Here is a 15,129-nt window from a genome sequence, read left to right as displayed (position 1 = left end):
GACATTTATCATGAGTTTTTATGCATATTTAAATAACAGCATTTCGGGTCAGTAAATGTGCTATGAGGTCGAATCTAGCTAAGAGAATCTATAAATAATCTTAGACTGCAGTAATTGTTCCTAAAATTCTAAAGTCAGAGGCACCTGTTACTGCTGGTAAATTACCACTTAAACCATTTACAAAACGCATTGCTAACCATGCAAATGCTGTAGCCTCAACCCAAGTAGGGGAGAGTCCTAAAACATCTGTAGGTTGAACAGACCAATTGTGCTTACGTAGACGCCAGCGTAATTGTTCTAATAAATAAGAGTTATAAGCTCCACCCCCACAAACGTATACTTCACCTGTTTCCATCTCAGAACGATAAATCGCTTTTTGAATGGCACGCACCGTAAGCTTTAATAAAGTGGCTTGAATATTTTCAGGTGTATCTTCTAACTCATCATAAGTTAAATCATTTCGCCAATCGATTAACTGATCATCTAACCAGTCAATATTGAAATCTTCACGGCCCGTACTTTTAGGTGGCTCTTTAGAAAAATATTCATGAGCATGAAGACGGTCAAGTAACGAACGAATAGGATGACCATAAGCTGCCCAGTCACCATTTTCATCATATGGATGACCTGTATGGCGATGACACCACGCATCCATCAAAATATTTGCAGGGCCTGTATCAAATCCAAATACGCCGTCAGGGTTATTGGCAGGCAACATACTTACATTGGCAATACCACCCAAATTCAAAATCACACGATGAATACTTGGGTGTTGAAATAATGCTTGATGGAAAGCTGGAACTAATGGTGCTCCTTGGCCGCCTGCCGCCATATCTCTACGACGGAAATCTGAAACAACCGGAATCTGAGTAAGTTCAGTAATAATATTTGGATCGCCAATTTGTAGCGTAAAGCCATGTTCTGGGCGGTGACGAATGGTTTGTCCATGAGATCCAATAGCTTTTATTTGACTACGATCTAATTGATGCTTTTCAATTAAGGTATTAATCCCGTGACCAATCATTTTGGCTAGAGCAACATCAGCTTTACCCATACGGTCAATTTCATTGTCATCAGGTAAAGTTAATGCCATAAGCTCATCACGTAACTCGGGTTCGAATGGAACTGTAAGAGTGGCATGAAGCTGTAGTGGCTCAAATGAAGCCGCAACAATATCCACACCATCCATACTAGTGCCAGTCATTACGCCGATATAGATTGCGCTCATGTGCAACTTCCCCTGCAAGACGCTGAAAAAATGTTAGTATATCGCACAAATTGAATAACTGATGTGTTTAGGTTTTGTGATGTCAAATTTCTTGCCCGCCGAAGAACAGCTTGCCCTCATCCAACGAGGCACGCACGAAATTATTTCAGAAGAAGATTTACTGAAAAAGCTTAAAGAGAATCGTCCTCTTAAAATTAAAGCTGGTTTTGACCCTACAGCACCAGATTTACATTTAGGCCATACGGTTCTTATCAACAAACTAAAAACGTTCCAAGATTTGGGTCATGAAGTTACTTTCTTGATTGGTGACTATACTGCCATGATTGGTGACCCAACTGGTAAAAGCGCAACTCGTCCGCCGTTATCGCGTGAACAAGTAGAAGCCAACGCTAAAACTTATCAAGAACAAGTTTTCAAAATATTAGACCCGAATAAAACAAAAGTACGTTTTAACTCAGAATGGTTTAATCAAAAGTCTGCTGCTGACCTTATTCAATTGGCAAGTCAGCAAACTGTATCGCGTATGTTAGAACGTGATGACTTTACAAAGCGTTATAGCAACCATCAGCCGATTGCGATTCATGAGTTTTTATATCCTTTAGTTCAAGGTTATGATTCGATTGCACTTGAAGCTGACGTTGAGTTAGGCGGTACAGATCAGACCTTTAACTTACTTATGGGTCGTACATTACAAAGCCGTTATGGCCAAGAATCACAAGTGTGTATCACTGTACCGATTCTAGAAGGTTTAGATGGCGTAAATAAAATGTCTAAATCTTTAGGTAACTATATTGGTGTATTTGATACGCCAGGGGCAATGTACCAAAAAGTTTTATCAATGCCAGACTCTTTAATCGAACGCTACTTCGATTTATTAAGTTTTAAATCTCTTGATGAGATCAAGGTTTTATTAGATGAAATCGCTGCTGGTCGTAATCCACAAGAAGTAAAACGTATTCTTGCGCTTGAGCTAGTTGAACGCTTCCATGATGCAGAAGCGGCTGCTAATGCCCACAAAAGTGCAGGTAACCGTATTACAGAAGGTGAAGTGCCAGAAGACACACCTGAAGTGACTATTTCACGTGGTGAGTTTGGAGGAGAAATCTTCATTGCTACGATTCTACGTGTAGCAGGCCTAAACCCGAATGCAGCCGCAGCAAAAGATGCGGTAGCGCGCGGTGCAGTAAAAGTTGACTGGAATGCTGTTGATGCAAGTTTCTCTGTAAAAGAAAACGGAACTTTCATTATTCAGTCAGGCAAGAAAGCAATTGCACGTGTAACTTTCACAGACTAAGAAAGTTATCGAGTAGTAAAAAGCAGGAGTAATCCTGCTTTTTTTATTTTAGGCTTATAACATCAATTAAGCGTTCCACGTGGAACCATCTAAACATAATTAATAATAAAAAATGAAATTAAAAAATAAGTAAAAATAAAAGCAGGGTAGAGTATTTGCTCTATTATTTCTTTGGAATCTTTGGAATCTTTGGAATCTTTGGAATCTTTGGAATCTTTGGAATCTTTGGAATCTTTGGAATCTTTGGAATCTTTGGAATCTTTGGAATCTTTGGAATCTTTGGAATCTTTGGAATCTTTGGAATCTTTGGAATCTTTGGAATCTTTGGAATCTTTGGAATCTTTGGAATCTTTGGAATCTTTGGAATCTTTGGAATCTTTGGAATCTTTGGAATCTTTGGAATCTTTGGAATCTTTGGAATCTTTGGAATCTTTGGAATCTTTGGAATCTTTGGAATCTTTGGAATCTTTGGAATCTTTGGAATCTTTGGAAAGGGAAAAATACTTATATATGTCTATAAACACTATTTAAGACAGTTAAAAATTAAGATTACTCATATATTGTCTATATAAAAGTAATAAAAAATACTGAAAATGCCTAAAAAAAAGCCACATATATCACTTTTTTCGAAAAATAGTAGAAAAAAACGGCACTCAATAGAAAAAGACTGAAATACCCCTTGCAAAGGGTTAGTAATCCTCTATAATGCACATCCATCGGCGGTGATGCAGATAGAAACTTGTTGAAAAACAGTTACTTGTGATTAAGTTGGTTGCGTTAAGTGATGAATTTGATGATGAGATGGTTTAGAAAATAAGTTTTAAAAAATATCGAAATTACCTGTTGACTTTTAAGAGATTAAGAGTAATATAGCCGACCTAGCTTGCTGGTGACGAACCAGGAAGAAGATCATTAAGAGAATTGAAGAACAACTTGTGTGGATTTTTACTGATTGATTAATCGAAATAATTTTCATTGATTGATTGGTTTAAATTACTCGAAGTTTATTTGAGCGAATTTAAGTCAGTAATTGATGAGCCAGAATTGGCACCTTGTCTTTAAATAAGGTGCAAAATGATTTTAACTGAAGAGTTTGATCATGGCTCAGATTGAACGCTGGCGGCAGGCTTAACACATGCAAGTCGAGCGGGGAAGGGTAGCTTGCTACCTAACCTAGCGGCGGACGGGTGAGTAATGCTTAGGAATCTGCCTATTAGTGGGGGACAACATCTCGAAAGGGATGCTAATACCGCATACGTCCTACGGGAGAAAGCAGGGGATCTTCGGACCTTGCGCTAATAGATGAGCCTAAGTCGGATTAGCTAGTTGGTGGGGTAAAGGCCTACCAAGGCGACGATCTGTAGCGGGTCTGAGAGGATGATCCGCCACACTGGGACTGAGACACGGCCCAGACTCCTACGGGAGGCAGCAGTGGGGAATATTGGACAATGGGGGAACCCTGATCCAGCCATGCCGCGTGTGTGAAGAAGGCCTTATGGTTGTAAAGCACTTTAAGCGAGGAGGAGGCTACTTTAGTTAATACCTAGAGATAGTGGACGTTACTCGCAGAATAAGCACCGGCTAACTCTGTGCCAGCAGCCGCGGTAATACAGAGGGTGCAAGCGTTAATCGGATTTACTGGGCGTAAAGCGCGCGTAGGCGGCTAATTAAGTCAAATGTGAAATCCCCGAGCTTAACTTGGGAATTGCATTCGATACTGGTTAGCTAGAGTGTGGGAGAGGATGGTAGAATTCCAGGTGTAGCGGTGAAATGCGTAGAGATCTGGAGGAATACCGATGGCGAAGGCAGCCATCTGGCCTAACACTGACGCTGAGGTGCGAAAGCATGGGGAGCAAACAGGATTAGATACCCTGGTAGTCCATGCCGTAAACGATGTCTACTAGCCGTTGGGGCCTTTGAGGCTTTAGTGGCGCAGCTAACGCGATAAGTAGACCGCCTGGGGAGTACGGTCGCAAGACTAAAACTCAAATGAATTGACGGGGGCCCGCACAAGCGGTGGAGCATGTGGTTTAATTCGATGCAACGCGAAGAACCTTACCTGGCCTTGACATAGTAAGAACTTTCCAGAGATGGATTGGTGCCTTCGGGAACTTACATACAGGTGCTGCATGGCTGTCGTCAGCTCGTGTCGTGAGATGTTGGGTTAAGTCCCGCAACGAGCGCAACCCTTTTCCTTATTTGCCAGCGAGTAATGTCGGGAACTTTAAGGATACTGCCAGTGACAAACTGGAGGAAGGCGGGGACGACGTCAAGTCATCATGGCCCTTACGGCCAGGGCTACACACGTGCTACAATGGTCGGTACAAAGGGTTGCTACACAGCGATGTGATGCTAATCTCAAAAAGCCGATCGTAGTCCGGATTGGAGTCTGCAACTCGACTCCATGAAGTCGGAATCGCTAGTAATCGCGGATCAGAATGCCGCGGTGAATACGTTCCCGGGCCTTGTACACACCGCCCGTCACACCATGGGAGTTTGTTGCACCAGAAGTAGCTAGCCTAACTGCAAAGAGGGCGGTTACCACGGTGTGGCCGATGACTGGGGTGAAGTCGTAACAAGGTAGCCGTAGGGGAACCTGCGGCTGGATCACCTCCTTAACGAAAGATTGACGATTGGTAAGAATCCACAACAAGTTGTTCTTCATAGATGTATCTGAGGGTCTGTAGCTCAGTTGGTTAGAGCACACGCTTGATAAGCGTGGGGTCACAAGTTCAAGTCTTGTCAGACCCACCATGACTTTGACTGGTTGAAGTTATAGATAAAAAGATACATGACTGATGATGTAAGCTGGGGACTTAGCTTAGTTGGTAGAGCGCCTGCTTTGCACGCAGGAGGTCAGGAGTTCGACTCTCCTAGTCTCCACCAGAACTTAAGAGAAGTTCGGATTACAGAAATTAGTAAATAGAGATTGAGATCTTGGTTTATTAACTTCTGTGATTTAAGTATCACGGTATTAAGCATGACCTGACGAAGGCATGTTTATTCATTAACAGATTGGCAAAATTGAGTCTGAAATAAATTGTTCACTCAATAACAAAGAGAGATGAAGTAATTCTGATCTTGGAGTTAATTGAGAACTAGCAAATTAACTGAATCAAGCGTTTTGGTATATGAATTTAGATTGAAGCTGTACAGTGTTTAAGTACACAGACAACAGATAGTAGCGATGAAGAATCGCACGGACAACACTCACTTGTAGGTGTTGACGACTGTTTGGGGTTGTATAGTCAAGTAATTAAGTGCATGTGGTGGATGCCTTGGCAGTCAGAGGCGATGAAAGACGTGATAGCCTGCGAAAAGCTCCGGGGAGGCGGCAAATATCCTTTGATCCGGAGATTTCTGAATGGGGGAACCCACCTACTTTAAGGTAGGTATTGCAACATGAATACATAGTGTTGCAAAGCGAACGAGGGGAAGTGAAACATCTCAGTACCCTTAGGAAAAGAAATCAATTGAGATTCCCTCAGTAGCGGCGAGCGAACGGGGATCAGCCCATTAAGTTATGTGTGTTTTAGTGGAACGCTCTGGGAAGTGCGAACGTAGAGGGTGATATTCCCGTACACGAAAGGGCACACATAATGATGACGAGTAGGGCGAGGCACGTGAAACCTTGTCTGAATATGGGGGGACCATCCTCCAAGGCTAAATACTCCTGACTGACCGATAGTGAACCAGTACCGTGAGGGAAAGGCGAAAAGAACCCCTGTGAGGGGAGTGAAATAGATCCTGAAACCGCATGCATACAAGCAGTGGGAGCCGACTTGTTCGGTGACTGCGTACCTTTTGTATAATGGGTCAGCGACTTATATTCAGTAGCGAGGTTAACCGTATAGGGGAGCCGTAGAGAAATCGAGTCTTAATAGGGCGTTTAGTTGCTGGGTATAGACCCGAAACCAGGCGATCTATCCATGAGCAGGTTGAAGGTTGGGTAACACTAACTGGAGGACCGAACCCACTGTCGTTGAAAAGCCAGGGGATGACTTGTGGATAGGGGTGAAAGGCTAATCAAGCCTGGTGATAGCTGGTTCTCCCCGAAAGCTATTTAGGTAGCGCCTCGGACGAATACCATAGGGGGTAGAGCACTGTTTCGGCTAGGGGGTCATCCCGACTTACCAAACCGATGCAAACTCCGAATACCTATGAGTACTATCCGGGAGACAGACTGCGGGTGCTAACGTCCGTAGTCAAGAGGAAAACAATCCAGACCGCCAGCTAAGGCCCCAAAATCATAGTTAAGTGGGAAACGATGTGGGAAGGCATAGACAGCTAGGAGGTTGGCTTAGAAGCAGCCACCCTTTAAAGAAAGCGTAATAGCTCACTAGTCGAGTCGGCCTGCGCGGAAGATGTAACGGGGCTAAAACTATGTGCCGAAGCTGCGGATTTGACATTAGTCAAGTGGTAGGGGAGCGTTCTGTAAGCCGATGAAGGTGTATTGAGAAGTATGCTGGAGGTATCAGAAGTGCGAATGCTGACGTGAGTAACGACAAAACGGGTGAAAAACCCGTTCGCCGAAAGACCAAGGGTTCCAGTCCAACGTTAATCGGGGCTGGGTGAGTCGACCCCTAAGGCGAGGCCGAAAGGCGTAGTCGATGGGAAATTGGTTAATATTCCAATACTTCTGTGTAATGCGATGAGAGGACGGAGAAGGTTAAGTCAGCCTGGCGTTGGTTGTCCAGGTGGAAGGATGTAGGTATGTATCTTAGGCAAATCCGGGGTACTCTATACTGAGATCCGATAGCAAGCTGTACTTGTACAGTGAAGTGGCTGATACCATGCTTCCAGGAAAAGTCTCTAAGCTTCAGTTACACAGGAATCGTACCCGAAACCGACACAGGTGGTCAGGTCGAGTAGACCAAGGCGCTTGAGAGAACTCTGCTGAAGGAACTAGGCAAAATGGTACCGTAACTTCGGGAGAAGGTACGCTGTTGTTGGTGATGGAACTTGCTTCCTGAGCTGATGACAGCCGCAGAAACCAGGCCGCTGCAACTGTTTATTAAAAACATAGCACTCTGCAAACACGAAAGTGGACGTATAGGGTGTGATGCCTGCCCGGTGCTGGAAGGTTAATTGATGGGGTTAGCGTAAGCGAAGCTCTTGATCGAAGCCCCAGTAAACGGCGGCCGTAACTATAACGGTCCTAAGGTAGCGAAATTCCTTGTCGGGTAAGTTCCGACCTGCACGAATGGCATAATGATGGCGGCGCTGTCTCCAGCAGAGGCTCAGTGAAATCGAAATCGCTGTGAAGATGCAGTGTACCCGCGGCTAGACGGAAAGACCCCGTGAACCTTTACTGCAGCTTGACACTGAACTTTGACCTTACTTGTGTAGGATAGGTGGGAGGCTTTGAAGTTGGAACGCTAGTTCCAATGGAGCCGTCCTTGAAATACCACCCTGGTAATGTTGAGGTTCTAACTCTGTCCCGTTATCCGGGACGAGGACCGTGTCTGGTGGGTAGTTTGACTGGGGCGGTCTCCTCCTAAAGAGTAACGGAGGAGTACGAAGGTGCGCTCAGCGTGGTCGGAAATCACGCGTAGAGTATAAAGGCAAAAGCGCGCTTAACTGCGAGACCCACAAGTCGAGCAGGTACGAAAGTAGGTCTTAGTGATCCGGTGGTTCTGTATGGAAGGGCCATCGCTCAACGGATAAAAGGTACTCTGGGGATAACAGGCTGATACCGCCCAAGAGTTCATATCGACGGCGGTGTTTGGCACCTCGATGTCGGCTCATCTCATCCTGGGGCTGAAGCAGGTCCCAAGGGTATGGCTGTTCGCCATTTAAAGAGGTACGCGAGCTGGGTTTAGAACGTCGTGAGACAGTTCGGTCCCTATCTACCGTGGGCGCTGGAAATTTGAGAGGATCTGCTCCTAGTACGAGAGGACCAGAGTGGACGAACCTCTGGTGTACCGGTTGTGACGCCAGTCGCATCGCCGGGTAGCTATGTTCGGAAGGGATAACCGCTGAAAGCATCTAAGCGGGAAGCCTACCTCAAGATAAGATTTCCCTAGGACTTTATGTCCTCTAAAGAGCCGTTCGAGACTAGGACGTTGATAGGTTGGATGTGGAAGCATAGCGATATGTGAAGCTGACCAATACTAATTGCTCGTGAGGCTTGACTATACAACACCCAAGCAGTTGTATATAAAGCATCAATCGATTCATTATCATACTAAGTAACTTGATTTAGTTATTCCACTAGTTAAAATGAACAAGTTCAGATTCAATCAGCCCATCTGTAAAGATTTGGAAAACGCATTGGCAGACAATAAGACCAAGGCAAGTATCCATAACAGTTGTGCTGGCGACCATAGCAAGAGTGAACCACCTGATCCCTTCCCGAACTCAGAAGTGAAACCTCTTAGCGCTGATGGTAGTGTGGGGTTACCCATGTGAGAGTAAGTCATCGCCAGCTCATTATTCAAACACCCCAATCTCAAAAGAGCTTGGGGTGTTTTTTTATGTGCGCGAAATAAATAAGAGCCCACTTTAAAATTAAGAAAATCCTTCTAAAGGTATTATTTTAACTGTCTACGTGCATGTTTTAGAGCTGTGCGTAGTCCTTCTTCAAGAGTGGGATGATAAAAAGGCTTTTCTAAGGTGAGCTGTGCTATAAATAATAAGCAAATTAATCTTTTAAATATTAAGAATAAAGGAAGAGCATCCATGATAATTTATGGCGATGTAGGTTCAGGCAACTGTTATAAAATTAAATTATTACTTTCCTTATTGAATATTAAACATAGATGGATTCATGTTGATATTTTAAAAAAAGATACTCAAACGGCAGAATTCTTGTCCTTAAATCCAAATGGAAAAATACCTGTATTAGTCTTGGATGATGGTCGTGTTTTAAGTCAATCTAATGCTATTTTAGGTTACTTAGCTGAGGAAACAAAATTCATTCCTACAGATCCTTATATTAAGGCAAAAATGTATCAGTGGATGTTCTTTGAACAATATAGCCATGAACCATTTATTGCAGTTGCTCGTTTTATTAATAAATATTTAGGCTTACCTCTAGAAAGAACTGAGGAATATCATAATTTACAACCAAAAGGCCATAAAGCACTATCTATTATGGATAAAGCTTTAGTAGAGCATGACTATCTCGTTGGAAATCAATTTACCATTGCTGATATTGCCTTATATGCGTACACGCATATCGCTGAAGAAGGTGGCTTCGATTTAAACTTATATCCAAATATTCAAGCATGGTGTCAAAGAATTCAGAAACACCCGAAATATGTGAGTATGGTTGAATAAAAAAGAGCTCTTACAGAGCTCTTTTTTATTCGAAAGATTTGCTACGAATTCTGATTTAAAAATGTGCTTCTAAGCCAACGTAAGGACCTTTAAACTCAAATTTAAGATCATTGTTATCGTAATCATCTAAGTCAATATTGAGTACACGGTAGCCAGCTTTCAAGCCTAAATCGACAACTAAATTATCGACGAACTTATACTTCACTTCTGCTAATGCATCTGTAATTTTTGCATCATTAAAGTTCGTATGGGTCGCTTCACCTTTAGCGCTTAAACCTGTGAATGGAAGTTTTACTTCGCCTGATAAATAAGCAATAGGATAAGTTTTATCAATATCTATGCGTTTACCTGTATAAGCTGTAATGTCACCATTTAATACAGTTGCACCAAGACCAGCATCTACACTTACAATATTATCTAGTAACTCGTAGTAAAGAATAAAATCACTATGATCTAAATTAATTTTATAGTTAGATTGACCTAGAGTTTCTGACTTAGTTTGTGTATCTAGATTTACATAACGAATTTTGGCATTTGGAATAAATGGAATCGGATGCTCAAAAGAGAGTGAAAGCTGAGCGCTGCCTTTTCGGTCTAGGTCTTGATCATCGGGTAATTGTGAGGACATATTTGCTTTACCATCGTAAAACCAATAACCAACATCTCCTTTCACCCCTATAAAATCTGCTTGTGCTAATCCACTTAGGCTCATCCCAAGCGCTAGAAAAGACATTTTTAATATTTTCATCGTGACATCCTAAGAAAAGAAAACGTTGTGCGCATAATATAGATATCTATATGGTTATGCATTGATGAAAATTAGGATATAAAGAATTTCGGTTTTTTTAATTTCACTAAATTCTCTATTTATTTGATTTTTATTTAAAAATAAATAGTTTTTCGTGGATCTAATTTTTGAAGTTTTAGTATAAGTTTTGTGAAATGAACCAATAATTTTTACTTCTACTCATCCAAGAAATTAGTTGATATATCTACTTTATTGAATAGAAAATAATTTAAAAAATAGAAAATATCACTATATATAATGATCTAACATTCTGCTTTAGAACATGAATGTGAGCTAAAAAATAAACCCATAAAATAAGAATTTTTTAAAAAAACGTAAAATTTCAGACGGAAATTACAGTAAAAATAAATAAAAACAGGTATTGTTCAGCTATATAGGGGCAAAAAATGGACAAAAATCTTTAAGGAAGAGTTTTCTATTTTTGCTTGTTTGTAATGAAAATAAAAATGCTCAAAAGGTGCCTTTTATTCTCAATCAAACACAAAAGTAATCTTTGGTTCTTTTTTTGCGTGCGGAATAACAATCAACAAAAGCAGTAAAAATAAGTAATTTTTTAATATTAGGTGTTTTATGACAGATACTCGTGAAAACTGGACGTCACGATCTGGTTTTATTATCGCAGCCGTTGGTTCGGCTGTAGGCTTAGGTAATATTTGGCGTTTCCCCTACGTTGCATATGAAAATGGTGGTGGCGCGTTTCTTATTCCTTATTTATTGGCACTCATTACTGCTGGTTTACCGTTATTATTTTTAGATTATGCGGTAGGGCATCGTAGTACGGGTTCCCCTCCTAAAGCATATCGTGCCTTATTTAAAGGCGGAGAAACATTAGGTTGGTGGCAGGTTTGTGTCTGTATCATCATTGGTTTGTACTACGCAAGTGTACTGACTTGGGCTGGTAGTTATATTTATTTTTCTATTGGTCAGATGTGGGGAGGTGATCCGGAAGGTTTCTTCTTCAATACCTACTTACAAACCTCAAAAGCTACGGGCTTTGATTTACAGTTTGTAAGTCATCTATTTTGGCCAATTGTAGGAATTTGGGCACTCACTTTAATCATTTTATATGGTGGAGTGAAAAAGGGTGTTGAATTATCTAATAAGATTTTCATGCCTTTATTGTTTATTTTATTCACTATTTTAGTGATCCAATCATTGCGTTTACCAGGTGCGGTACAAGGTTTAAATGCTTTCTTTACACCGAACTGGTCTGCCATGATGGACTATAAGGTCTGGTTAGCAGCCTATGGTCATACTTTCTTTTCACTCTCTGTAGGTTTCGGGATTATGGTGACCTATGCGTCCTACCTAAAACCAAAAACAAATTTAACAGGTTCGGGTCTTATTGTTGGTTTTGCGAATGCATCGACAGAGATTCTGGCAGGTATTGGCATCTTTGCAGCGCTTGGCTTTATGGCACATGCAGCAGGTACTGAAGTTAAAGATGTGGTGAGTGGCGGTATTGGGCTCGCATTTATTGCTTTCCCTAAAATTATTTCAAGTTTAGGGTCTGGTGCTGATTTATTCGGTCTTTTGTTCTTCTCTTCATTATTCGTTGCCGGTATTTCTTCAATGGTCAGTATTTTGGAAGTACCTATTGCTGCAATGCAAGACAAGTTGAAGTGGGGGCGTAAAAAAGCTGTAACCATTATCGGTGGTGGTAGTGCACTCGTTTCAATTATTTTATTCTCAAGTGTAAATGCGATTAAGCTAGTTGATATTGTTGACCACTTTATCAATAACATTGGGATTATTGGTGGTGCATTATTATCGATCATTAGCGTAGCTTGGTTTAAGCGCTCAGCACTTAAAGAGCTTCGTGATCATGTAAACCGTATCTCAACCATTCAATTGGGTAAAGGCTGGGACTTCACTTTAACAGTCATTACTTCTTTAATCTTATTAACAACACTCTCTATGACTGTTTTTAATTTGATCAAAAATGGCTATGATACTTATAGTATGAGCTTACAAGGTATCTTTGGCTGGGGCAGTGTGATTTTCTGTGCAGTCGTTGCTATCGTGTTAAGTAAAATGAAAGATCGCTAGGAGGATAATATAATGAATACTTCGGCAATCGTGATGTTGATAATTTCGATGGTGTTCGTATGGGGTGGACTCGCTTTATCCATCTTACATTTATCGAAGCATCCTGAAGAATTAGATGAAGTTTTAGAAGAAGTAAAAGACCAGCATACACTTTGATGCTGGCCTAGTAGAAAAGCAGGCATAAAGCCTGCTTTTTTTATGCAATTTTCTGAATTTTACAATAATAAAATCCATCACCCGCCTGCTCTTGTGGCAGCAATTGGCGACCATGGGTTTGCTCAATTCCCCAAGTTGCTTCAATTTTAATTTCTTTTGCATCTGGATGTTCTGCAAAGAAGTCGATCATCTGTTGTTCATTTTCAGCTTTTAAAATTGAACAGGTGATGTAGAGCAGTGTGCCGCCAACTTTAATTTGTTGCCACATGTGTTCCAAAATCTGCTTTTGTAGCTCAATGGTTTGCGCTATATCGGTAGATTGACGCAATAGACGTATATCAGGATGACGTCGAATTACGCCTGTCGCAGAACAAGGTGCATCAAGCACAATACAATCTACAGATTGAGCAGGAGTCCATTTGGTTGCATCTGCTGCCAAAATTTCAGTATGACTTTGATCTAGCGCCAGTCGGTTTAAGTTTTCAGTGACACGGACTAAACGACTCGCATCCTGATCAATGGCAATTAACTGTGCTGGTTTAAATTTTTCCAGCAAGTGAGCTGTTTTACCGCCTGGAGCAGCACAAGCATCAATGATCGTTTTATTATTTAAGTCGGGTAATATGCTTGCACACAGCTGAGCATGTTCATCTTGTACAGAGAACCACCCCTGTTCAAAACCTGGCAACTGAGTAATTTGTACAGATTGTTCAAGAACAATGCCCGCTTCAGACAGAGTACATGCACGCGCCTGAATGTCTAAACTTTGTAGTTTTGCTAAATAAGCATCTCGGCCAATATGGCGTTGGTTTACCCGTAAAGTTAAAGGTGCAACTTGTTTTAACGATTGGCAGAGAGCTTCGGTTTGTTCACCCCAATCCTTTTTTAAGCGTTTAAAAAGCCAACTTGGTAAGCCGTGTGCTTGCTGTAAACCTTGTTCGAATTCATCAGTTTCACGAGTAGCTCGGCGCAAAATAGCATTTACAATACCACTAAGAGCAGGGAAACCAAGTTGTTTAGTCGCATCTACTGTTTCCGAGATGGCGGCGTGAGCAGCAATACGTGTGCATAAAACTTGATAAAGGCCAACGTATAGGCAGGTTTCTACTGTCTCATTGTTTAAAGGTTTGCTGAGCAAAGGTAAGCTAATTGATTTAAGTGCAAACCATTGGCGCAATGTACCTAAAACCAGCTCATGAAACAAAGCACGGTCGCGCTCTGCGACTTGATTGAGCTGTGTATTTAAAATACTAGCCAATGATTGCCCTTGCTGTACTTTTAATAAGGTCTGGACGACTTGAGCGCGCAGGTTAAACCGTGATGTATTTGAAGTAACCTGACTCATGGCAGAATTTGTCCTACATGAAGTTTTTGAGTTTGGGCAATTTGTTGAGCATTCATTGCTTTACCACCCGGCCATTGCACACTAGTTAGGCAAATAAATGAATCTTCGCCACAAGCCACATGTACGCCTAGTTTATCAATTGCAATAATTTCACCAGCTTGCGCATTTACTTTGCTTTGACTAGAAATTGTTGAGTTCCAGACACGCAGCGCATTATTTTCATCTAACTGAATGAAGGCAACTGGCCAAGGGTTAAATGCACGAATATTTCGGTCAATTTGAATAGCATCAATTGACCAATCAATACGCGCTTCTGACTTTACAAGTTTATGAGCATAGACCGTTAAACTTTCATCTTGAACTTCGCGTTCTGCCAAATATTTTTGTAGTGTTTCTTCCGACTCGAGTACTGCACAAATCGCTGTTGCACCTTGATCTGCAAGTTTGTCATGTAAAGTGGCAGATGTATCTTCGGCTGTGATTGGGCAATAGGTTTTATACATCATATCGCCTGTGTCTAAACCGGCAGCCATCTGCATGATCGTAATACCTGTTTCTTCATCGCCTGTTGCAATGGCACGCTGAATTGGTGCTGCTCCACGCCAGCGTGGTAGTAGCGAGCCGTGAATATTTAAACAGCCATATTTTGGTGTATCGAGTACAGCTTGTGGAAGAATTAAGCCATACGCTGCAACCACCATAACATCAGCGCCCAAAGCTGCGAGTTCTTGCTGAGCCGCTAAACCTTCTTCTGTTGAGGCTTTAAAATGAAGCGGTTGATAAACAGGAATATCATGTTCAAGTGCAAGCTGTTTTACAGGAGATGGCGTTAATTTTTGACCACGACCTGCTTTACGGTCTGGTTGGGTATAAACCGCGATAATTTCATGAGGAGTTTTTAATAAAGCCGCCAATGCTATTGCAGCAAATTCGGGGGTGCCAGCAAAAATAATTTTCACAAATGCAAT

9 protein-coding genes, 2 tRNA genes and 3 rRNA genes are annotated in these 15,129 nt (G+C 41.6%); 10 read left to right on the top strand and 4 right to left on the bottom strand.

What is annotated here, in order from left to right:
* Positions 1–100 precede the first annotated feature (100 nt).
* The gene (locus tag ABLB96_RS02565; RefSeq protein WP_348898112.1) at positions 101–1,228 is read right to left on the bottom strand and encodes an anhydro-N-acetylmuramic acid kinase; all 1,128 of its coding nucleotides are present in this window, start codon (positions 1,226–1,228) and stop codon (positions 101–103) included.
* 61 nt (positions 1,229–1,289) lie between these two features.
* Between ABLB96_RS02565 and tyrS the strand changes: the two genes are divergently transcribed.
* The 8 genes from tyrS (at position 1,290) to ABLB96_RS02525 (ending at position 9,803) form a co-directional block, all read left to right on the top strand.
* Entirely contained in the window at positions 1,290–2,522 is a 1,233-nt protein-coding gene (gene tyrS / locus ABLB96_RS02560) for a tyrosine--tRNA ligase (protein ID WP_348898113.1), read from the top strand.
* A gap of 155 nt (positions 2,523–2,677) precedes the next feature.
* Positions 2,678–3,094, top strand: a complete 417-nt coding sequence (locus ABLB96_RS02555) for a hypothetical protein (protein ID WP_369029832.1) — start codon at positions 2,678–2,680, stop codon at positions 3,092–3,094.
* A gap of 509 nt (positions 3,095–3,603) precedes the next feature.
* Positions 3,604–5,140, top strand: a 16S ribosomal RNA gene (locus tag ABLB96_RS02550).
* Between the two features lie 59 nt (positions 5,141–5,199).
* Positions 5,200–5,276 (top strand) — tRNA-Ile (locus tag ABLB96_RS02545).
* A 56-nt stretch (positions 5,277–5,332) separates the two neighbouring features.
* Positions 5,333–5,408, top strand: a tRNA-Ala gene (locus ABLB96_RS02540).
* A gap of 360 nt (positions 5,409–5,768) precedes the next feature.
* Positions 5,769–8,660, top strand: a 23S ribosomal RNA gene (locus ABLB96_RS02535).
* A gap of 177 nt (positions 8,661–8,837) precedes the next feature.
* Positions 8,838–8,952: ribosomal RNA gene (rrf, locus tag ABLB96_RS02530) — 5S ribosomal RNA — on the top strand.
* The 16S, 23S and 5S rRNA genes sit together here with 2 tRNA genes alongside, the layout of an rRNA operon.
* Positions 8,953–9,203: 251 nt before the next feature.
* A complete protein-coding gene (locus ABLB96_RS02525; RefSeq protein ID WP_348897294.1) occupies positions 9,204–9,803 on the top strand; it encodes a glutathione S-transferase family protein in 600 nt (199 codons plus the stop codon).
* 55 nt (positions 9,804–9,858) lie between these two features.
* On the opposite strand, the gene ABLB96_RS02520 is transcribed toward ABLB96_RS02525, so the two are convergent.
* Positions 9,859–10,551, bottom strand: a complete 693-nt coding sequence (locus ABLB96_RS02520) for a TIGR04219 family outer membrane beta-barrel protein (protein ID WP_348897296.1) — start codon at positions 10,549–10,551, stop codon at positions 9,859–9,861.
* 630 nt (positions 10,552–11,181) lie between these two features.
* On the opposite strand from ABLB96_RS02520, the gene ABLB96_RS02515 reads away from it, so the two are divergent.
* Both ABLB96_RS02515 and ABLB96_RS02510 read left to right on the top strand, forming a co-directional pair.
* Positions 11,182–12,660, top strand: coding sequence for a sodium-dependent transporter (locus ABLB96_RS02515; RefSeq protein WP_348897297.1), 1,479 nt, complete (start codon positions 11,182–11,184; stop codon positions 12,658–12,660).
* A gap of 12 nt (positions 12,661–12,672) precedes the next feature.
* Complete coding sequence (locus ABLB96_RS02510; RefSeq protein ID WP_348897298.1) at positions 12,673–12,816, top strand: methionine/alanine import family NSS transporter small subunit; 144 nt, start codon at positions 12,673–12,675, stop codon at positions 12,814–12,816.
* A gap of 40 nt (positions 12,817–12,856) precedes the next feature.
* Here ABLB96_RS02510 and rsmB read toward each other — a convergent pair whose 3' ends face one another.
* Together rsmB and fmt are read right to left on the bottom strand one after the other, a co-directional pair.
* A complete protein-coding gene (gene rsmB / locus ABLB96_RS02505) occupies positions 12,857–14,161 on the bottom strand; it encodes a 16S rRNA (cytosine(967)-C(5))-methyltransferase RsmB (RefSeq protein WP_348897299.1) in 1,305 nt (434 codons plus the stop codon).
* Complete coding sequence (gene fmt / locus ABLB96_RS02500; protein ID WP_348897300.1) at positions 14,158–15,120, bottom strand: methionyl-tRNA formyltransferase; 963 nt, start codon at positions 15,118–15,120, stop codon at positions 14,158–14,160. Before fmt ends, rsmB begins: the two co-directional genes overlap by 4 nt.
* Positions 15,121–15,129 lie beyond the last annotated feature (9 nt).

The organism is Acinetobacter sp. XH1741 (genome assembly GCF_041021895.1).
In the GTDB taxonomy this organism is placed as follows: domain Bacteria; phylum Pseudomonadota; class Gammaproteobacteria; order Pseudomonadales; family Moraxellaceae; genus Acinetobacter.
The sequence above is the reverse complement of the archived record's forward strand: the minus strand, read 5'-3'. Positions and strand labels throughout refer to the sequence as shown.